The organism is Reinekea forsetii (genome assembly GCF_002795845.1).
Taxonomy (GTDB): domain Bacteria; phylum Pseudomonadota; class Gammaproteobacteria; order Pseudomonadales; family Natronospirillaceae; genus Reinekea; species Reinekea forsetii.
Genome location: NZ_CP011797.1, coordinates 1,535,492 through 1,555,580, shown reverse-complemented (window position 1 = coordinate 1,555,580; position 20,089 = coordinate 1,535,492). Strand labels below are relative to the sequence as shown.

General features: G+C 55.7%; 18 protein-coding genes. 12 read left to right on the top strand and 6 right to left on the bottom strand.

Annotated features, from left to right (window positions below):
* Positions 1 to 15 precede the first annotated feature (15 nt).
* Complete coding sequence (locus tag REIFOR_RS07215) at positions 16 to 1,017, bottom strand: NAD-dependent epimerase (RefSeq protein WP_100256920.1); 1,002 nt, start codon at positions 1,015 to 1,017, stop codon at positions 16 to 18.
* Positions 1,018 to 1,174: 157 nt separating this feature from the next.
* Here REIFOR_RS07215 and lptF point away from each other — a divergent pair, with 157 nt between their 5' ends.
* Together lptF and lptG are read left to right on the top strand one after the other, a co-directional pair.
* On the top strand, positions 1,175 to 2,281 hold the full coding sequence (lptF, locus tag REIFOR_RS07210; RefSeq protein WP_100256919.1) for an LPS export ABC transporter permease LptF: 1,107 nt from the start codon (positions 1,175 to 1,177) through the stop codon (positions 2,279 to 2,281).
* The gene (gene lptG, locus REIFOR_RS07205; RefSeq protein ID WP_100256918.1) at positions 2,278 to 3,342 is read left to right on the top strand and encodes an LPS export ABC transporter permease LptG; all 1,065 of its coding nucleotides are present in this window, start codon (positions 2,278 to 2,280) and stop codon (positions 3,340 to 3,342) included. The genes lptF and lptG overlap by 4 nt, the downstream gene beginning before the upstream one ends.
* On the opposite strand, the gene REIFOR_RS07200 is transcribed toward lptG, so the two are convergent.
* A complete protein-coding gene (locus REIFOR_RS07200) occupies positions 3,339 to 5,141 on the bottom strand; it encodes a sulfatase-like hydrolase/transferase (protein WP_158524316.1) in 1,803 nt (600 codons plus the stop codon). The two genes, lptG and REIFOR_RS07200, sit on opposite strands and share 4 nt — an antisense overlap.
* Before the next feature lie 167 nt (positions 5,142 to 5,308).
* Here REIFOR_RS07200 and REIFOR_RS07195 point away from each other — a divergent pair, with 167 nt between their 5' ends.
* Positions 5,309 to 6,202: a glycosyltransferase family 2 protein gene (locus REIFOR_RS07195; protein ID WP_227003791.1), complete on the top strand. Its 894-nt coding sequence runs from the start codon at positions 5,309 to 5,311 to the stop codon at positions 6,200 to 6,202.
* A gap of 108 nt (positions 6,203 to 6,310) precedes the next feature.
* On the opposite strand, the gene apbC is transcribed toward REIFOR_RS07195, so the two are convergent.
* The 4 genes from apbC to REIFOR_RS07175 form a co-directional block, all read right to left on the bottom strand.
* Positions 6,311 to 7,111, bottom strand: a complete 801-nt coding sequence (apbC, locus tag REIFOR_RS07190) for an iron-sulfur cluster carrier protein ApbC (RefSeq protein ID WP_100256916.1) — start codon at positions 7,109 to 7,111, stop codon at positions 6,311 to 6,313.
* Between the two features lie 109 nt (positions 7,112 to 7,220).
* Positions 7,221 to 7,787, bottom strand: a complete 567-nt coding sequence (locus REIFOR_RS07185; protein WP_100256915.1) for a hypothetical protein — start codon at positions 7,785 to 7,787, stop codon at positions 7,221 to 7,223.
* The gene (locus tag REIFOR_RS07180; RefSeq protein ID WP_100256914.1) at positions 7,784 to 8,917 is read right to left on the bottom strand and encodes an exo-alpha-sialidase; all 1,134 of its coding nucleotides are present in this window, start codon (positions 8,915 to 8,917) and stop codon (positions 7,784 to 7,786) included. Before REIFOR_RS07180 ends, REIFOR_RS07185 begins: the two co-directional genes overlap by 4 nt.
* Before the next feature lie 133 nt (positions 8,918 to 9,050).
* A complete protein-coding gene (locus REIFOR_RS07175; protein WP_145980324.1) occupies positions 9,051 to 10,457 on the bottom strand; it encodes a mannose-1-phosphate guanylyltransferase/mannose-6-phosphate isomerase in 1,407 nt (468 codons plus the stop codon).
* 201 nt (positions 10,458 to 10,658) lie between these two features.
* Between REIFOR_RS07175 and metG the strand changes: the two genes are divergently transcribed.
* From metG to REIFOR_RS07130, 9 genes are all read left to right on the top strand, one after another.
* A complete protein-coding gene (gene metG, locus REIFOR_RS07170; protein WP_100256913.1) occupies positions 10,659 to 12,755 on the top strand; it encodes a methionine--tRNA ligase in 2,097 nt (698 codons plus the stop codon).
* A gap of 296 nt (positions 12,756 to 13,051) precedes the next feature.
* A complete protein-coding gene (gene rsxA, locus REIFOR_RS07165) occupies positions 13,052 to 13,633 on the top strand; it encodes an electron transport complex subunit RsxA (RefSeq protein ID WP_100256912.1) in 582 nt (193 codons plus the stop codon).
* A 1-nt stretch (position 13,634) separates the two neighbouring features.
* Positions 13,635 to 14,219 (top strand): electron transport complex subunit RsxB, encoded by a 585-nt coding sequence (gene rsxB, locus REIFOR_RS07160; RefSeq protein WP_100256911.1) that lies wholly within the window; start codon positions 13,635 to 13,637, stop codon positions 14,217 to 14,219.
* The gene (rsxC, locus tag REIFOR_RS07155; RefSeq protein WP_100256910.1) at positions 14,216 to 16,003 is read left to right on the top strand and encodes an electron transport complex subunit RsxC; all 1,788 of its coding nucleotides are present in this window, start codon (positions 14,216 to 14,218) and stop codon (positions 16,001 to 16,003) included. The genes rsxB and rsxC overlap by 4 nt, the downstream gene beginning before the upstream one ends.
* Before the next feature lie 19 nt (positions 16,004 to 16,022).
* The gene (locus REIFOR_RS07150) at positions 16,023 to 17,051 is read left to right on the top strand and encodes an RnfABCDGE type electron transport complex subunit D (RefSeq protein ID WP_100256909.1); all 1,029 of its coding nucleotides are present in this window, start codon (positions 16,023 to 16,025) and stop codon (positions 17,049 to 17,051) included.
* Positions 17,044 to 17,721, top strand: coding sequence for an electron transport complex subunit RsxG (gene rsxG, locus REIFOR_RS07145; RefSeq protein ID WP_158524315.1), 678 nt, complete (start codon positions 17,044 to 17,046; stop codon positions 17,719 to 17,721). The genes REIFOR_RS07150 and rsxG overlap by 8 nt, the downstream gene beginning before the upstream one ends.
* Positions 17,718 to 18,437, top strand: coding sequence for an electron transport complex subunit E (locus tag REIFOR_RS07140; RefSeq protein ID WP_100256907.1), 720 nt, complete (start codon positions 17,718 to 17,720; stop codon positions 18,435 to 18,437). Before rsxG ends, REIFOR_RS07140 begins: the two co-directional genes overlap by 4 nt.
* Before the next feature lie 13 nt (positions 18,438 to 18,450).
* On the top strand, positions 18,451 to 19,086 hold the full coding sequence (nth, locus tag REIFOR_RS07135; protein ID WP_100256906.1) for an endonuclease III: 636 nt from the start codon (positions 18,451 to 18,453) through the stop codon (positions 19,084 to 19,086).
* Positions 19,087 to 19,092: 6 nt separating this feature from the next.
* The gene (locus REIFOR_RS07130; RefSeq protein ID WP_145980253.1) at positions 19,093 to 20,088 is read left to right on the top strand and encodes a hypothetical protein; all 996 of its coding nucleotides are present in this window, start codon (positions 19,093 to 19,095) and stop codon (positions 20,086 to 20,088) included.
* Position 20,089: the final 1 nt, after the last annotated feature.

Here is a 20,089-nt window from a genome sequence, read left to right as displayed (position 1 = left end):
CTGATGGGCTCTAGGTTATATTTTGTAATATTGTCGATACCATTTCACCACTTCGTTGACACCGGTTTGAATATCCGTTGTCGGCCTATAGTCTGTCTTTTCTTGAATGAGACTGACGTCGGCATAGGTCGACGGAACATCACCGGCCTGCATATCCATATAAATTTTTTCCGCCTCCATGCCAGATGCCTTTTCCAATGCAGCTATAAAGTCCATCAACCTAACCGGTTGTGAATTGCCGATATTCAGCACCTGGTAAGGTGCGCCACTGTTGGCAGGTGAAAGCTTGGTCGGCTTAACCGAACGCACCGGGATCGCACCCGCGGCGGCAACTATTCCCTGAACTATGTCGTCTATATAGGTAAAATCGCGTTCCATATTGCCATGATTAAATATCTTAATCGGGGTGCCCTGCAAAATAGCGCGGGAAAATAAAAACGGCGCCATGTCGGGACGTCCCCAAGGCCCATACACCGTGAAGAAACGCAAGCCGGTTGTGGGTATGCCGTAAAGATGGCTATAAGAGTGCGCCATCACTTCGTTGGCTTTTTTTGTCGCAGCATAGAGCGATACCGGGTGATCCACTGCGTGATGTTCGGAAAAGGGCTGGGTTTCATTCTCGCCATAAACAGAGCTCGATGACGCGTAAATCAAATGTTCAACCTCATGCTGGCGTGCCAATTCTAAAATATTGGCAAAACCAACCAGATTGGAGTCGATGTAGGTGGCGGGGTTTTCAATCGAGTAACGCACACCGGCCTGGGCGGCTAGATGATAAATTACCTCAAAATGGTATTTGTCGGCCAAGGCCGTTACCGCGGTCCGATCTTCAATACCCATCTTAACAAAGGTGAAGTTCTCGAATGAAGCCAAACGAGCAAGCCGATCTTGCTTCAGTTGAACATCATAATAGTCATTCAGATTATCTATCCCGACGACCTGGCTTCCCGTTGATAGCAGATGAAGGGCTAATTCATTGCCAATAAAACCTGCAGCACCTGTTACCAATATTGTCATAAAGCTCTCTAACAGCGGATTTTAGAGGGAGGATCTTAGGGTACGGCGCGGACCTAGGCAACCCTAACCCGGCTTCCTTAACGCCTGAGCACTATGAATCTGCCCAATAGGCCGCTAAAATCGTCTCTTATCACCTTAGGTTTCAACGCCAGACTCTATGTTTATACTGTATCGCTACCTGGCCAAGGCCATTGCCCTGCCGACCCTGGCTGTCACGGCCGTGGCTCTGGCGCTATTCAGCACCACCCGCTTTATCCGCTTGCTTGAACGAGCCGTCGAAAATGGCATTGGCTCGGAAGTGTTTACCGTGCTCTTGTTAAATATGCCGACCTATCTGGCTGAAGTCTTACCGCTCGGTCTCTATTTGGGCGTGATTCTCGGCATCGGCAAGCTCTACAGCGAAAATGAAATCACCGCAATGATCTCCTCTGGTGTACCTAATAGAGTGCTCTATATAGGGGTGCTGGTGCCGGCAGCGGTAACAACCCTAATCCTGTGGGCCATTATGCTCTGGTTGGCGCCCCTCAGTTCATCCAAGGCCGATGAGATGTGGCGCATTTTGGCGGCCCAAACCTCCTACGATCTAATCCAGACCGGTGAATTTAATGACATCGATAAGAACGGTAAAATTCTCTATGTTGAAGGCCAGTCCGATCAGGGTGACCTAAGCGGCTTATTCTTCGGTGACCCGGCACGCATGCAGTTTATCTGGTCGAACTCGGCAACCCTGATCCAAAACCAAGACGATAAGGCGCGGTATTTTCGCTTCAACCAGGGCATCCAATTTATCGGCGTACCCGGCAGCGGCAGCAATAACGAGAACGGAAACGATAACAACAATAGCAATAGCAGCAGATCGACCTTTGAGAGCCAATCGATACAAATCTCCTCGCCTCAGCCGCAAGGCAAACCCAATAAGGCGCATCTGATGACCAATGCAGAGCTTCTGGCTCAGGACACCCGCTGGAATATCACCGAGTTGATCTATAGATTGTTGTTTCCGCTGATCGCCCTAGTGCTGGCCATCCTGGGTTTAGCATTTGCGCGTACCAAACCTCGGCAAGGTCGCTTTACCATGGTGTTACCGGCCATCATTGCCTATTCGGTTTATACCGTGATGTTGAGCGGATCGATTCGGCCGGTCTATCGCAGTCAGGCGCCCTACTTTACCGCCATGTGGTGGGTGCATCTGCTGTTTTTGGCCTTGGCGGGTCTTATAATCCTCTGGCCCCAATTGACCTTTCGCTTGAGAAGAACCCGATGATCCTCAGTAAATATATTTTTAAGTCGATGTTTATGGCGATCTTCGTCACCCTGGTGGCCATCGGGCTGATCGACTATGTAATGGCCCTACTCAATGAATTGAATTATCGCCTCGATGGCGCCTATCAGGCCCAACAGGCCTTTTGGTTTATTACCCTCACCACGCCCGGCCGGCTGTATGCCTTTTTTCCTTACATCTGTTTGATTGGGGTGCTGTTTGCCTTCGGTACCATGGCCGATCACCGAGAGTTGGTAATCATCGAATCGACCGGTCTATCGAAGGGTAAGATTATCGCGCGCACCCTCTATGGCCCCATCGTCTGGCTTATTCTCGCCTTTGCCATCGGCGAGAGTCTGGTGCCCAAGCTCGATCAACAGGGCTATGAACTGCGCAACGTGGCCGCGGCACAGGGCTCAACTCAATACGGTGTGTGGCATCGGGATCAGGACACCTACTACTTCTTCAAGGCCGTTAAGAAGGATGGCAGTGTCGCAGCCGGGTTCTCTGTGAAGTACAACACGCTGACTGATGCGATGATCTACGACAGCTTCGATGCCATTAGCCTAACCGATGCGGGTGACTGGCAGTTTAACGGCTTGGCTCGCTATACCAATCAGAGGGGCGCTGCGTGGCAGAACGAATTTAGCGGCCAGAGTGAACCGTGGGATACCAATCTCACGCCGGATTTGCTCTGGTTATTGACCTCACCGGACGCCAAGTTGTCGGTCTTTAAGCTCTTTGAATATTCCAACTATCTGTCGGCCCAACAACTGAGCGATGACAACTTCCGCCTGCAATTCTGGCAACGGGTTCTGCAACCGGTGCTCAGCTTGGCGCTGATCTGGTTGGCCATTACCTTTATCTTTGGCCCGCTGCGCCAATCGTCGACCGGTGCGCGGATCTTTATCGGGCTGATGCTGGCGATCAGCTTTAATCTCATCCAGTCCTTGATTGCTCCGCTGGCCAGCACCATCAACCTGCCTGAGTTCTTCGCGGCGGCCATACCAGTGGCCCTGGCGGCCAGCATTGCCTTGGTGTTGCAGTTTAAGAAGGCCCTCTAGCGGAAGCGATCGTAGATTGCCTGAATACCCACTAAACTGGCGGCCGACGCCTTGGTGGGCTGGTCAATATCGTCCAGGCTATAGCTCAAGACAAAGCCAGGTAGAATCTCACTGACGCTATCATCCACGATAACCGCCTGATTGACATAGCTTTCGACCATCAACACCCGGTCGTTGTCGTCAAACAAGGAATAACCGGTGCTCAGGCTATTCAGTGCGACATCACAGCCCAGCGCTTCGGTAATTAGCGTTGGCATTATATCCTCATGCGAGGTTCGATATTCCAGGCTGGCGCTTTTGCCCGGCCAATGAATCACCAGGGGCACGCTGGTCTGATAACGACTGAAGTTGCTGCCATGCCCCCAAAATACCTGATCCTGGTCGGCAAACTCTTCACCGTGATCGCCGGTAATCACCAGGATGGTGTTGTCCCACTCGCCTTGGTCTATCAAGCTCTGACGAACCTCACCAACCAAACTATCGAGATAGTAGAGAGAATTGGAGTACTGATTAAAATAGGCCGTGGGGTCGGTCGCATCGTTTGCCTTGGAGATGGCAAAACGCTCAGCCGGCAAGAACGGCAAGTCCATGTCCGGCGGCGTCCAGTAGGGGAAGTGTGACGAATTAAACAGCATCAGGCTGAAGAAGGGTTGCGCGGCGGACTTCTGGGTCAAGAGCTGTTCGAATTGGCGCACCACTTGCCGGTCGCCCTCATAAACAGCCCCCTTCGGCAGCGACTGAATCGGCTTGATACCATTAAACAGCAGGGTATCGAGCTTATTCACCTCTATATCTTGGTTCGCCAGTATCCAATGATCGTAGCCCAAGGCCTTGGTGGCTTGAATAATAGTGGTTTCCCGCCCGGCACCCACGGCGGTATTAAAATAGACCGGGGATACGCCGTAGACCAGGCCAAACATGCCCTTGTCGGTCACCGTGCCGGTACTCAGGTGATTGCTAAATACCAAGGACTCGTCACCGATGGCGGCTATATTAGGTGTTACCTCGGCCGACATCCGATCAAAGCGCCAGCTCTCGAGTACCGCAACTACTATATTGGGCCGTGCGGATGGCGTCGCGCCGGTCGGCGCAATACAGTTCAAGGGTTGTGCCGGGTAGCGAAAACCGGTGACATTGGCCACGTCCAGGTTGAGGTTCTCCTCAAGCAGGGCCTCATTGAAGAGCCCCCATTGCTTAATATCGGTCGTCGCGGTTACCGGGGTGTACCAGGGAATGGTATGGGTTAGGCTGACGATGGCCTTCATATTGTGGGCGTAACCCCAGGCGTGAATGCCCTGCCCGACGAATGTCGCCAGCAACAGCACCCAGAAGGTCCGCATCGGCCGCATCAACCAACGATAGCGGCTAATCAGTGTCGCCAAACCTAACATCAGCCCCACGGTAACCATCAACGCAGCCAAGCCGCCAAACAGCAAACCCTGCCCAATGCCCATGCCCGCCAGGTCGGTAAAAAACATCTTGATAAAGAAGGCATTGATGTGAAACCGATAAACCGAAAACACCCAGCAGTCGACAGCGAGCAGAAACACCAGAATGCCACCGGTCAGGGCGAACAGTCGGTTGAACCAGCCCGCCGGCAACAGGCTGAAGGGCCACAACAGCAAACCGAGCAAAAGGCTCAATATAAACGCCTGACCAAGCAGGGCCAGGGGCAGATAAACCAAGGCAAGACTGCCACCGCTGGGCTGGTAAGCCGATATATTTAGGCTCATCACGGCGCCGGTGAGTACCACCAACAACAACACCAAGCGAATCAGGTGGTTAAACTTTGCTTTCATTAAACGATGCCTTGGCAAGGGAACAGCGGAACAGCGGTATGGGTCGATAAACTGAGTATCGGTCGGCGACCAACCCAGTTCAAAGTACAAGATCATACGTCCTTTGTCGGGTGAATTCTAATGCGGCGAATACATCCTTTGGCTGACGATAGAACAATGAGTTCCCTTTGACCGTAGCTGCAGACTCAAGCGTCCATTACAATGATGGCACTGTTAAAAAATTGGAAACTTTTGTGGTGCATAAACCGAACAAGATTGGCGTGGTGATTACCACTTACAATAACCCAGCCTGGCTGGAAAAGTGTTTTTGGGGTTGGGCGGCGCAAACGAATCAAGACTTCACCTTGCTGATTGCCGATGATGGCTCTACCGAGGCGACGCGCGAGCTGATCGAAGGCTATCAGCGCGACAGTGGCTTGAGCATCGAACACTTCTGGCACGAGGACCAGGGTTTTCGCAAATGCGAAATCCTCAACAAGGTGATTGCCGAGACCGACTGCGACTACCTGATCTTTACCGATGGCGACTGCGTACCGATGGCCAATCTGGTGCAGGTCCATTACGACCACGCCGAGGCTAACGGCTTTTTATCGGCCGGCTATTTTAAGCTCAATATGGCGGTGTCCAATCTGGTCAGCCAAGCAGATATAAGCGCTGGCAGGCTGTTTGAGCCCGATTGGTTAATAGCACAGGGCCAACCCAAGTCCTTCAAGATGGCCAAGTTACGCACCAACCCGGCCTACCAACGTTTGATGAATTGGCTGACCCCGACCAAGGCCACCTGGAATGGCGCCAATAGCTCCACCTGGACCGATGATCTAAAAGCGGTCAATGGTTTCAATGAACAGATGCAGTATGGCGGGCTGGACCGTGAGTTGGGTGAACGGCTGTGGAATAAGGGCCTCACATCCAAGCAAATACGCTACAGCACCATTTTTATGCATTTGGATCATAAACGCGGTTATGAGCAGCCGGATATTTGGCGCAAGAACAATGCCATTCGGCAGGAGACGGTGCGGTCCAAGAGTACTTGGACCCAGGATGGAATTGTAAAGGCCTAACGGGTCAAGCCAGTTAGCCCTACCCGCCACCAGCGCAGGATTGACCTGCGCTGGCACGCTTTATGGGCCGATGCTGTCACAAAACACACCACCAACCAGATCCAAACGCTATGAAAAGCTAATGTCCGGGCCCGACTGATCATCGAGCGCTTCAATCGCCACCAGGGTGTTTTTCGCCATATCAATATAGAGCTGCGCCGCGGCACTGTTTTGATCTTGGCTGACCGGCGGATTGCCCTGATCCATCTGCAGTCGAATGTCCAAACTCAAGGGCAGTTGCCCCAATAGCGCGACATCAAAATCCTGCGCCAACTTGCTGCCACCGTTCTCGCCAAAGATGTGTTCGGCGTAACCGCACTGGCTGCAGATATGCACCGCCATGTTTTCCACTATACCCAAGACCGGGATATTGACCTTTTGGAACATAGCGATACCCTTCTGGGCATCGAGCAGGGCTATATCCTGGGGTGTGGTCACGATCACCGCACCGGTTACAGGAACCTTTTGCGCCAAGGTTAACTGGATATCACCGGTACCGGGTGGCATATCGACCACCAAATAGTCCAGCTCACCCCACTGGGTCTGAGTTAACAGCTGCAGCAAGGCGCCTGAGGCCATTGGGCCGCGCCAGACCGTGGGGGTCTTATCATTGACCAAGTAAGCCATCGACATGGTTGCCAAGCCGTGCGCCAGCACCGGCATGAAGAACTTCTCATCCTGCACGGCAGGCTTGGTTCCCTCGGCCACGCCCAGCATCATGGCCACGCTCGGGCCATAGATGTCCGCATCCAGTAGGCCAACCTTATGACCTAAGGCTTGCAGTGCAAGGGCCAAGTTGACTGCGGTGGTGCTTTTACCCACGCCGCCCTTGCCCGAGGCGACGGCGATAATGTTCTTAACTGATTCCACGACTAATCTTCCTTACAAATTTTTAACGAGTGCATTTTAACCATTTGCGTTCATCAAGCAGCGTTTACCTAGCAATAGCCTGTTGATCGACGCTGTCTATAGGCCCTGTTTATCGAACCGGGCTAAGACGTTGACGCAGATAGGCGATTCCACTGAGCAGTAACGCCATTAAATAGACCACCAAAAACAGGGCGTCGCTGAACAGCGACATCAGGTTGCCAGACTGGCTGATATCCAACTGGTAAGCCAACAACACGACCAGCACCCAGAGCATTATCGCTCGGTCTAAATACCAAGCCGCCAGCGCGATCACCGGCACCAATAGAAATAGGGCCATGGCTTGGTAGCCAAACTCAAATAGCCCGGTGTAGCCCAGTAGATAAGTGAGGATCACCAGCACATTAAACAAGCCCAGGCCGTGCCATAAAATTCGGCTTGCGCTGGTGCGCACATTAAATAGCCGCAACAGAGCAAAAAACACCAGCGCCAAGGACACCAGATCGAAGGCGCCATAGAGGTAAAACAGCAGCGATTTACCGCCAAAGAGGGGGGCAAACAGCCCAACGGTGACCAGGACCAGGCCGATTGAGCGCGCTCGTGAATGAGCCCTAAAGGCGCAACTGGCCCAGGCGAGCAGCACCAGCCAGAGTGACAAGTAAGCATAGACGGTGGTCATGGCAGCACCGCCGCAAGGTTCAGGCTGGCAATACTAAAGCGAATATAGCTGATAAATTTGCGTTTATTGGTGTAACTCAAATGCACGAAACCGCCCTCATCTAATAGCATCGACGGATAGGAGAAGCGCTCGCCGCTGGTCTGTTCAATAACCTTAACGCGTTGCCAGGTTGCCCCGTTGTCTTGACTCAGACTGAGCAACAATAGGCTGCGATCCGGCGCCGGATTGTGGGCCATCAGGAGGTTGGTCGCCGACAACCGCACGATGGAGAGGTCCGATGAGGCGTTGCTCATGTCCGCCAGGTTGGCGCCTTGCCAGGCCGCTGAATCGAGTTGGAACTGACCGTTCTGGATAAAACCCTGGTCGTTAGGCCGCGCGAAGACGTTCGCCGTCTGATCGCTGTCGACCACCACCACCGGCTGAATCGCATCCATCGCCAGGGTATGGCTGGAGCGAATGGCCATATCGGCATCGAAATAGATCATCACCGGGTCCATTCGATTCATCTCAAAATAGGCCGGCAGCAATAGACCCTGACTCATCGGCACCGGTCGTGTCTTGACCAGGGTGCTCTGGTTAAAGAAGGGACTCATGCGCAGCGATTTAAGATAGCCAAAGTTGGCACCCAGGTCCTCACTGGCGAGCAGATCGACCCGAGCCGTGGCCCAACCGCCGACACTAACGTTAACCACCCAGAGGTAGAGGGTATCGTTAACGAAGCTGAGCACCGGATTGCCGAGTTTCTTAATATAGCGGCTTGACAGGTCGGCCAGCATCGATGCCGACAAGACCGCTTGTGGCGCGGAAATCATCTGGCCGTCTTGCATCAGGGCGCGATAGATCTGGACGTCGCGATGGCCTTCGCGGCTACCGCCAAACCAAAATACGCCTTGGGTATTATCGGGTAAATTGACCACAAAGGACGCGTGTACCGACCGGACCTCGGGCTGATCAAAACGGCTTTCCTGCCAGACCGCATCGTTCGACACCTGCGCCGTGGGCGTTAAAAAGACTGGCGCTGGTACCGGCTTGACCCAGAAATAAGCCGCCAACACCGGCACCATCAAGAGCATAAAGGCGCTTAAGCGCTGCAGCGAGAGCCGCATTGATGGCTGTGTGTTCGCGCTCATGTGGTAACCATCCGACTGCCAAACATCGCTGAATTTAACCTTTGAGTTATTTAGAGGTAAAAAAAACAGCCCACCCCAAATTAGAGATACGCTGCTTCTAATATTAATAAACTCAAAGACTACCCTATTTTACTTAGCTGCGCCCGTAACGATCGGTAAAACGCACTATATCGTCTTCACCGAGATACGAACCGGTTTGCACCTCGATCAGCTCTAAGGGGATTTTACCCGGGTTTTCCAATGCGTGAACAACACCCACGGGTATATAGACCGACTGATTTTCGGTTAACAGCTGGGTGGTCTCGCCGATGGTGACATTGGCCGAACCGCTGACCACGATCCAGTGCTCGGCGCGATGATGATGCATCTGCACCGAAACTTTCTCACCCGGTTTAACGCGAATATTTTTTACCTGATGGCGCGCGCCGTTATCGATGCCCTCATACGAGCCCCACGGTCGGTAAACCTTGGCGTGGACCTCGTGTTCGCTGCGCCCAAGCGCCTTGAGTTGGTTGACAATAAACTTCACATCTTGCGCCCGGTGGCGGGGCACCACCGCGATGGCGTCCTTGGTTTCGACAATGGCCAGATCATCGACGCCAATGACCGCCACCAAACGACTTTCAGCCCGAATATAGTTGCCCTGTGCTTCATGGGTTAAGACATCGCCACTGAGCACATTGTTATCGGCATCCTTCTCATTCAAGTCGTAGAGCGCCGCCCAGGCGCCAATATCGTTCCAGTCGCCGGCATAGGGCACCACCATGGCCTGGGTGGTTTTTTCCATCATGGCGTAATCGATCGAATCGGCGGGCGATTGAGCGAAGGCTTGGGCGTCGATGCGGACGAAATCGAGATCCGGTTGCCGGCCGGCGAAGGCTTCTGCCACGGCCGCATAGATGGCCGGGGCCAGCAGCTTAAGCTCATCCAGATAATGCTGGGCGCCAAAGACAAACATGCCGCTGTTCCAGTAATAGCCGCCTGCATCCAAATACTGTTGGGCGGTGGCGGCATCGGGCTTCTCTTTAAAGGCCTGCACCACGCTCACGACGCCTTTGTCCACCGCCTGAATATAACCGTAACCGGTTTCTGGGTAGGTCGGTTGCACGCCGAAGGTGACTAGCTTCCCGGCCTGGGCCAGTTCAACGGCTTGTTCGACGGCGCTGCCAAAAAGCTGATGGTCGCGAATAACATGGTCTGCCGGTAACACCAGCAACATCGCCTCGGCATCTCGGGACAAGGCTTGAAAGGCGGCCAGGGCGATAGCCGGCGCGGTATTTTTTCCTTCCGGCTCGAGCACTATATCGGCCGTGATATTCAGATCGGCCATTTGCTGGGCAATCAAAAACCGATGTTCATCATTGCACACCACGATCGGCGCCGCATCAATACCAACGGCTTGGGCGCGTTCGGCGGCCTGCTGAATCAGGCTTTTTAGCGGATCAAAAAGGTTAATACACTGCTTCGGGTACAGTTCGCGTGACAGGGGCCACAGGCGACTGCCCACCCCACCGGCGAGTAAGACGGGAATAATCAAAATTAGCTCCTTTAATTTCAATGTTATAAATTCCAACCAATTGTCTGGCTTCCCTCAGCAAAAGGCAACCCAATGCAAGGATGACGCGGTTTGTCGGTTACGTTAGTATGGGCAGCCTGGCAAATCGACTCAAATCACTGATTCGGTTGCAGTTTTTAGCGCCACCTATTTTCGTCACACCTTATTATAGGAAAACACCATCGTATGAGTGCCCCACGCAAAATTCTCGTTACCAGCGCCCTCCCCTATGCCAACGGTCAGATACATCTGGGGCATATGATGGAGCAAATCCAGACGGATATATGGGTACGGTTTCAGAAGAGCATGGGTAACCACTGCATGTACGTTTGTGCCGATGACACCCACGGCACGGCGGTGATGTTGCGCGCCGAGAAGGAAGGCACCAGCGCAGAAAGCTGGATCAAGAAGATGAATGCCGACCACAAGGCCGATTCCGAAGGCTTCTTGATCGGCCATGACAACTATTACAGCACCCACTCCAGTGAAAACAAGGCGCTGTCGGAACTGATTTACGCTCGACTGAAGGCCAATGGCCATATACAGGTTAAGACCATCCAGCAGCTCTACGACCCGGAAAAACAGATCTTTCTGGCCGATCGTTTTGTGATCGGAACCTGCCCCAAGTGCAAGGCAGTGGATCAGTATGGCGATGCCTGCGAGAAGTGCAGTGCCACTTACGAACCCAATGAGCTGATCGATCCGCGCTCGGTCTATTCCGGTGCGACGCCGATTGAAAAGGCCTCGGAGCACTATTTTTTCGATCTGCCGCAGTTTCAAACCATGCTGCAAGATTGGACCCGCTCAGGCACCTTGCAGGACAGCGTCGCCAACAAGCTGGCCGAATGGCTCGATGTTGGTCTGCAAGCCTGGGATATCAGCCGCGACGCGCCCTATTTCGGTTTTGAAATTCCCGATGCACCGGGCAAGTACTTCTATGTTTGGCTCGATGCACCGATCGGCTATATGGCCAGCTTCCAGAACCTGTGCGATCGCACCGACGGGCTCGACTTCGACGCCTATTGGGCCAAAGGCGCCCAGGCCGAGCTGTACCACTTTATCGGCAAGGACATTATCAATTTCCACGCCCTGTTTTGGCCGGCCATGCTCAGCAGCGCCAATTTCAAGACCCCCGATGGCGTCTTCGCCCACGGCTATGTCACGGTAAACGGCGAAAAGATGTCCAAGTCGCGCGGCACCTTTATTATGGCCAAGACCTATTTAAAGCACTTGAGCCCGGAATATCTGCGCTATTACTACGCCGCCAAGCTCGGTGCCGGCGTGGAAGATATCGACCTGAACTTGGAAGACTTTGCCCAACGGGTCAACAGCGACTTGGTCAACAAGGTCGTTAATATCGCCAGCCGCTGTGCCGGTTTTGTCCATAAGGCCGGTGGCAGCTTGTCGACCACCGTGGCCGAGCCGCAGATGCTGGCCGACTTTGTTGCCGCCGGCAGCTCGATCTCAGCGCTGTTCGAGAAGCGTGAATACAGCAAGGCGGTGCGCGAAATTATGGCCCTGGCCGATCGCGCCAATGAATACATTCAAGCCCAGGCACCCTGGTCGATGGCCAAGGTCGACGGTAAGGCTCAGGAAGTGCTCGATGTTTGCTCCATGGGCATCCATCTGTTCCGTCTGATCACCATCTACCTGGGCCCGATCGTGCCCGAGCTCAATGCCAAGGTGGTGGCCTTTTTACAGGTCAAGAGCCTGAACTTCACCGATGCCGACCAGACCCTGACCGGCCACGCAATCGCCGCCTTCAAACCCTTGCTGACACGTATCGACATGAGCCAGATCGAGGCGCTATTGGCAGACAGCAAGGCCGATACCCTGATTGAAAACGGTCAACCCGCGGCCGAGCCAGAGCCAACCACAGCAGCCGCCAAAAAAGCGGCCAAGCCCGCGGCACAGCAGGCCAAGGTAAGCACCAAACCGGCCGCGACTGAGGACAACTCGGTGATCGATTTTAATGACTTCGCCAAGATTGACCTGCGCGTGGCCAAGGTGATCCAGGCCGATCATGTCGAAGGCGCCGATAAGCTGCTGCAGCTGCAATTGGATGTCGGTAATGGCGAAACCCGCCAGGTCTTTTCCGGTATCAAGAGCCGTTATCAGCCGGAAGAATTGCTCGGCAAAAACCTGGTTCTGGTCTACAACCTGGCGCCGCGCAAGATGCGTTTCGGCATGTCCGAAGGCATGGTTCTGGCCGCCGGCGATGGCCAGGAATTGTGGATACTGGAAGGCAATAGTGCCACCCCACCGGGCACCAAGATCAGCTAGCCCGACCGCCCGGCCGACCCTAATTACACCAGCGGGATCGCTTCCGCTGGTGTAATGATAGTGTACCCGCGCTGTCGGGCCAGCCTGAGGTTGGATGCGTGCTGCTCAATCCACAGGGCAGCCAATGGCTGCTCTTATTGGCACCAGAGGAGCCTGTACAACTTGGCTAATATTTAATCTAGGTCATTGAGCGAGTACATTAGGCCGAAAAGGCATTAAAAATACCTAAACTCGCCTTGTGAGCTATATCAAAACGCCGGATAATAGGCCGATAATTTTTAAGACCCTGTTTAGCGATGACTGAATACATTTTACTGCTTATTGGCACGGTGTTAGTGAATAACTTCGTGCTAGTGCAGTTCCTCGGCCTATGCCCCTTTATGGGCGTGTCCAACAAGCTTGAAACCGCTGTCGGTATGTCGGCGGCAACGACCTTTGTGCTGACGCTCTCCTCGGTCGCCAGTTATGTGGTCTATACCTTCCTGCTCGTCCCGCTCAGCCTAACCTATCTCAAGACCATCAGCTTTATTTTGGTGATCGCCTTTATGGTGCAATTTACCGAGATGCTGGTGCGCAAGACCAGCCCGCTGCTGTATCGCGTGCTGGGCATCTTTTTACCGTTGATCACCACCAATTGCGCCGTCTTGGGCGTCGCCCTACTCAATATCAGCCGCCAAAACTCGCTAATGGAGAGCTTTCTCTATGGTTTCGGTGCGGCGCTGGGCTTTTCACTGGTCTTGGTGCTCTTTGCCGCCATGCGCGAGCGCATCAATCTGGCCGATGTGCCCAAGCCGTTCCAGGGTGCCGCTATCGGCCTAATCTCGGCAGGTATTATGTCATTGGCCTTTATGGGTTTCTCCGGACTGGTGGCGGGCTAAGATGCTGAGCGCGGTACTAACCCTCCTCTTGCTTGCGGCCGTCTTCGGGGCGCTGCTCGGTTTTGCCGCCATCCGCTTCAAGCCGGAAGGCAACCCGATTGTCGATCAGATAGACAACCTGTTACCCCAAACCCAATGTGGCCAATGTGGTCATCCTGGTTGTCGGCCCTACGCCACCGCCATCGCCGCGGGTGAGGACATCAATAAGTGTCCCCCCGGGGGCGAAGCCACTATTGTCGCCCTGGCCGATTTGCTCGATGTCGAGGTCATGCCCTTGGATGCCGAACACGGCGTCGAGGCCATTCGCACCGTCGCTGTGATTCGCGAGCCCGAGTGCATCGGCTGCACCAAGTGTATTCAGGCCTGTCCGGTCGACGCCATCCTCGGCGCAGCCAAGCTGATGCACACCGTGATCGCCGACGAATGCACCGGCTGCGACCTCTGTGTTGAACCCTGCCCGGTCGATTGTATCGATATGGTGCCGGTTGCTACCACCCTGCGCAGCTGGCATGTCGATAAGCCCGGCGCGCTGATTGCCAGCGATAAAAACCCGCTGCTCAACGCCATGGATAAGAGTGCCGCATGAGAGGATCTCAGTACATCAAGGTGATCGATATCGGGTCTTTTCCCGGCGGCATCCATCCGGCGCAACACAAGGGTGAATCCAACACCACCCCGATTGCCACCCTGCCGCTACCGGATAGGCTTTGGCTGCCGTTAAGCATGCATATGGGTGCTGCCGCTGAGCCGAATGTACAGATCGGCCAGCACGTGCTCAAGGGTGACCTGATCGCCGCAGCCGCGGGCCGGGTGTCGGCCAATATTCACGCGCCCACCTCCGGCACCATCGGTGCCATCGAGGCGCACGCCTTTGCTCACGACTCCGGTTTTAGCCAACCGGCTATCGCGCTCGACAGCGACGGCTTGGAGCAATGGCGGCCACAGCAGGCCTGGTCCGATTGGCGCAGCAAAGGCACCGAGGCAGTGATCGAGCGAATCCGCGCCGGTGGCGTGACCGGCTTGGGTGGCGCCGGTTTCCCAACCGATGTGAAATACCGCAATAGCCAGGCGCAGATCCACACCCTGCTAATCAATGCCGCCGAGTGCGAACCCTATATCACCGCCGATGATCGACTGATGCGCGAACAGGCAGAGGATATCTTGCGCGGTGCCCAAATCTGCCAATGGCTGGTGGGGGCCAAAACCATCCTAATCGGCATCGAAGACAACAAGCCCGAGGCCATGGCGGCCCTTAAGGCAGCCGCCGAGCAGTTACAGCTGGCGATTGAATTGGCGGTGGTGCCGACCAAATACCCCTCCGGGGGTGAAAAACAACTGATTCAGTTGGTCCTGGGGGTCGAGGTGCCGCACGCTGGCTTGCCCAGCGATCTGGGTATTGTCTGCCAAAACGTCGGTACCCTGGCACAGGTCTATCGCACGGTGGTGTTCGATGAGCCGCTGATCGCTCGGGTCACCACCGTCACCGGCGCCGCAGTGGCCCAGCCGGGCAACTATCAAGTATTGATCGGCACGCCGATCGAGGAACTGCTGCAGCACGCCGGTGTGCAGATGGCCAAGGCCGATCGCGTCATCATGGGCGGTCCGATGATGGGCTTTGCCGTGCCGGACCTACAGGCACCGGTGGTTAAGGCCACTAACTGCTTGCTGGTACCGACCAAAAAGGAACTGCCGCCAGCTCTGCCCGATAACCCCTGTATCCGCTGTGGCCTGTGCGAACAATCCTGCCCGGTCTCTCTGCTCCCCCAACAGATGCTCTGGGCGGCCAAGAACCGGCAGTTGGATGCGGCGCAGTTACACAGCCTCGATGCCTGTATCGAATGCGGGGCCTGCGCCTATGTCTGCCCGAGTCGCATTCCGCTGGTGCAGTACTTCCGCTACGCCAAGGGCGAGATTCGGCAAGAAAATGAAGCCACGCGCAATGCCGAACGGGCGCGCATTCGTTTTGAAAATCGCCAAAACCGGCTCGAGCGCGAACAGGCCGAGAAAGAGGCCAAGCGCCAATTGCGCGCAGCCACGGCTGCTAAGGCATTAGCCGCCAAGACCGGCGCTGAAGGCCAAGCCGGCAGCGAGACCAATGAGCTGATCGCGGCCACGCTGGAGCGGGTCGCGGCGAAAAAGCCGCTAGTCGGTGCGCCGCCGGCCAGCCTAAGCCTGGAGGAATTGGCCGCCGCGGCACAGGCCAGCCAAGCGAAGTTTGCCAGCGCCGCGGCTCGCCTGGCCGAGGCCGAAGTCAACGCGCCCGATATGGTTAATGCGTTGCAGAGGGCGACCGGCAAGCTGGAAGAAAAATATCTCTCGACTGAGGCGGCCTATCAAACCGCCCGGGCGGCAGCGGACACCCAACCATGAAGCAGAACAGGACCTCGCCATGTTGACCCTTAGTTCCCCCCATACGGTGGGGCAGAATTCCGTCAGCAAGATGATGTTTACCCTCTTGGCGGCCCTGGTGCCCGGCTTGGCGGCTCTGATCTATTACTTCAGCTGGGGTTATTTGATCAATTTGCTCTTGGCCTCGGCCACGGTACTGGCCGTTGAGGCCGGCCTGCTGGCGCTGCGTAAACGGCCGGTTGGCTTCTTCCTGCGCGATGGCTCGGCCTTGGTCACCGCCGCCTTGCTGGCCTGTGCCTTGCCGCCGCTCGCGCCTTGGTGGGTCACGGTGCTCGGCGCCGCCCTGGCCATCCTGTTCGGCAAGCAGCTGTTTGGCGGCCTGGGCCAGAATCCCTTTAACCCGGCCATGGTGTCCTACGCCCTGTTGCTGGTCTCGCTACCGGTCTTGATGACCACCCGCTGGGCCAATGTCGAACAGCCCAGTTCCTTTATGACCAGTCTGATGGTGATCTTTGGCGACCCCGGCTTGGTGCTCGATGGCCTGACCGGCGCCACGCCGCTGGACTATTACAAGCTCAATATCGGTCGGCTGACGGCCAGCGAACTGACCGCCAATCCGCTGTTCGGGCCGCTCGGCTCGGTCGGTTGGGCCCAGGTCAATCTCGCCTTCTTAGCCGGCGGTGTGCTGTTGCTGGTACGCCGGGTGATCAGCTGGCATATACCGGTGGCACTGCTCGGCACCTTGGGCTTTATGGCGCTGTTTTTCAGTGCCGATGCCGATGTGCATGTGCCATTAAGCTTGCATCTGTTCGCCGGTTCAACCATGTTGGCGGCCTTCTTTATCGCCACCGATCCGGTCTCTGCGGCCACCAGCAATAGGGGCAAACTCTATTATGCGGCCGGTATTGGCCTGTTGATTTACCTGATTCGCACCTGGGGCAACTACCCCGATGCCACGGCCTTTGCCGTGCTGCTGATGAACTTTGCCGCGCCGCTGATCGACCATTACACCCGGCCGCGGGTCTATGGCCAGAACAAACCGATCAAGGGATTTAAAGCCGATGACTGAGCCCAATAGCCCAACCACGCTGAGCCAATCGATTCGCCGTTCCGCTATTGGCCTGGCGATTTTCGCCTGCTTTACCGCCGGCCTGATCAGCGTCACAAACTTCTTTACCCAGGACACTATTCAGACCAATGAACGTGCCTATGAAGCGCGCCAACTCTTGTCGCTCCTGCCCGACGGTTATGCGGCCGAGGCCTTACTCAACAGCGCTCGCAGCCTCGACCAGATCGAGGCGACCGATCTAACGTTGCTGCACATCGCCGGCGATGAGCTCTACTATAGAGCGATCAACGATCAGGGCCAGGTCGACGCGATCTTGCTGCCCTTGGTGGCGCCGGAAGGCTACAGTGAAGCGATTCGCCTGATTGTCGGTATCAGCCCAACTGGCACCATCATCGGGGCCCGCGTGACCCGGCACCGAGAGACACCGGGCCTGGGCGATCAGGTTGAACTGCAGAAGTCGAATTGGATCCTGCAGTTCAATGGCCGCTCATTGGCCAAGCCATTACCCGCCGCTTGGCAGGTTAAAAAAGATGGCGGCCAATTCGATCAACTGACCGGCGCCACCATCACCCCGCGCGCCATCGTCACGGCGCTGCGTCAGGGCCTGGAGTTCTTTGAATTGAATAAAACCCGCCTGCTGGCCGATGCCCTGCTGGAGCCTACCCTATGACACAAGCCGCGAGCCCTGACTCAAAAACCCTGATAAATAACGGTCTTTGGACTAATAACTCGGCGCTGGTGCAACTGCTTGGCTTGTGTCCAATGCTGGCCGTGACCGGCACCGTGGTCAATGCCCTAGGTCTGGGCTTGGCGACCCTGGCCGTGTTGGTGGGCTCCAACGCCGCGGTCTCATTGATTCGCAACTATGTCGCCGACTCGATTCGCCTGCCGGCCTTTGTGATGATTATCGCCTCACTGACAACCTGTGCCGAGCTGTTGATGCAGGCCTTTACCTACGAGCTCTATCAGGTGCTGGGTATCTTTATCCCGCTGATCGTCACCAACTGCATTATTCTCGGTCGCGCCGATGCCTTTGCCCGCAAGAACCCGCTGATCCCCTCGATCCTCGATGGCCTCTCGATGTCGGTCGGCTTTCTGTTGGTCTTGTTGCTCTTGGGCGCCATGCGCGAGGTGATCGGCCAGGGCACGCTCTTTACCAATATGCATCTGATTTTTGGTGAGTCGGCGCGCGCTTGGGAGTTGCAGGTTTTTGACAACTACCCCAACTTCCTCTTTGCCGTCTTGCCACCGGGCGCCTTTGTCGGTCTGGGACTGTTAATTGCCTTGAAAAATGTGATCGATGACTGGGTCAGCCAGCGCCAACAGGGTCACGAGACCGGGGTCGCCGGCAGCAAACGCGTGCGCGTCACCGGCGCGGTCCACTGAGGGGGATTCCAGCATGAATCGCAGCCTGCGCAGCGAAATCTTTAACCGCTTACGCGCCGCCAATCCGGAGCCGAAAACCGAGCTCAATTACAGCTCGCCCTTTGAGCTCTTAGTCGCCGTGGTCTTGTCGGCACAGGCCACCGACAAGAGTGTCAACAAGGCCATGGCATTGCTCTTTCCGGTCGCCAACCGGCCGGAGACCATCGCCGCCTTGGGCGTCGAGGGCCTATCGGCCTATATCAAGACCATCGGCCTATTCAATACCAAGGCTAGGAATGTCATCCGCCTGTGTGAGCTGTTGATCCGCGACCATCAATCCGAGGTACCTGACGATCGAGCGGCGCTTGAAGCCCTGCCCGGCGTGGGCCGCAAGACCGCCAATGTCGTGCTCAATACCGCCTTTGGCCACGCCACCATGGCGGTGGACACGCATATTTATCGGGTTAGCAATCGCACCGGCATCGCGCCGGGTAAGAATGTGCTCGAGGTCGAGCATCGGTTGATGCGCCTAGTGCCCAAGGAGTTTTTGTTCGACGCGCACCATTGGTTGATCCTCCATGGCCGCTACACCTGCACCGCTCGTAAGCCTAAATGTGGTAGCTGTTTGATCGAAGACCTGTGTGAGTTCCGTGAGAAAACCGTGGACTAATAGCCAATGACTGTTGGAATCTTAGTGGACCCAAGCTGTGATTTACCAACGCCCTGGTATCAGAGTTGCCAGGTCACGCTAGTGCCCAACAGCCTGATGCTGAATAACCAGACCCTGGTCGATAAGCGCGACGTGGCCGCCAGCAAAGCTTTTTACCGGCCCACCTCGGCCAAGCAGCGGGCCAAAGTCGAGCGCCCTTATGACCCGCATATCGCTGCGCAAAACCTTAACCCTGACTCTAACCATAACGGCCCTTTCTACCCTGGGATTAACAGCAATGGCCCAGCGGATGCCCTGACGGCCAACTTGCCCTACCAATACGACCAACTGTTAATAGTGACGCCCCACCCTTCGCTCAGTCTCAGTTTGCCCAGCGTGCGAGCAACCCTGACCCAAACGCAGCCCCAGATTGATGCCTTGCGCCAAGCCGCCCGCCTGGTTCGGCCCTTTAGGGTCCGGGTACTCGACAGCCAAAGTGGTTATGCCGGCTATGGCCTGGTTCTGCACCAGGCGTTGCGCCTGCTCGGCCGTAAGGGCTACAGCGTAGACCAACTGAAACAGTCGCTCGATGGCTTTAAAGTCTCGTTAACCACCTTTGTGCAGCCCGGCCAACGGGCTTTTGACACTGCCATGCTGCGCAAACCGCCCTACCAGCTTGGCTGGTTGCGTCGGCAACAACTCAAACTAACGGCTCGCCGGCCGATCTTTCAACTTGATAGCGACGGGGCCCACTGGGTTCAGTCGCGTGCTAACGCCAATTTCGAAAATGATTTCTTGGCCTTCGCCCATGACCGCCTGATGCGCGCCCGGCTGAGCAAACCCTTGGTTAATCTTAGCTATGCCGGCGACCTGGCGCACCTGCGCGAGCAGCCAATGTTCACTGCCATGCACCGGCAGATTCGCCAGCAGGGCGGCACCCTGCTCTACTCGATGATGGCGCTATCCAGTGCGCTGCAACTCGGTTTGGGGGCGCTGAGCCTGGCCTTTGTCGAGACCCGATGAT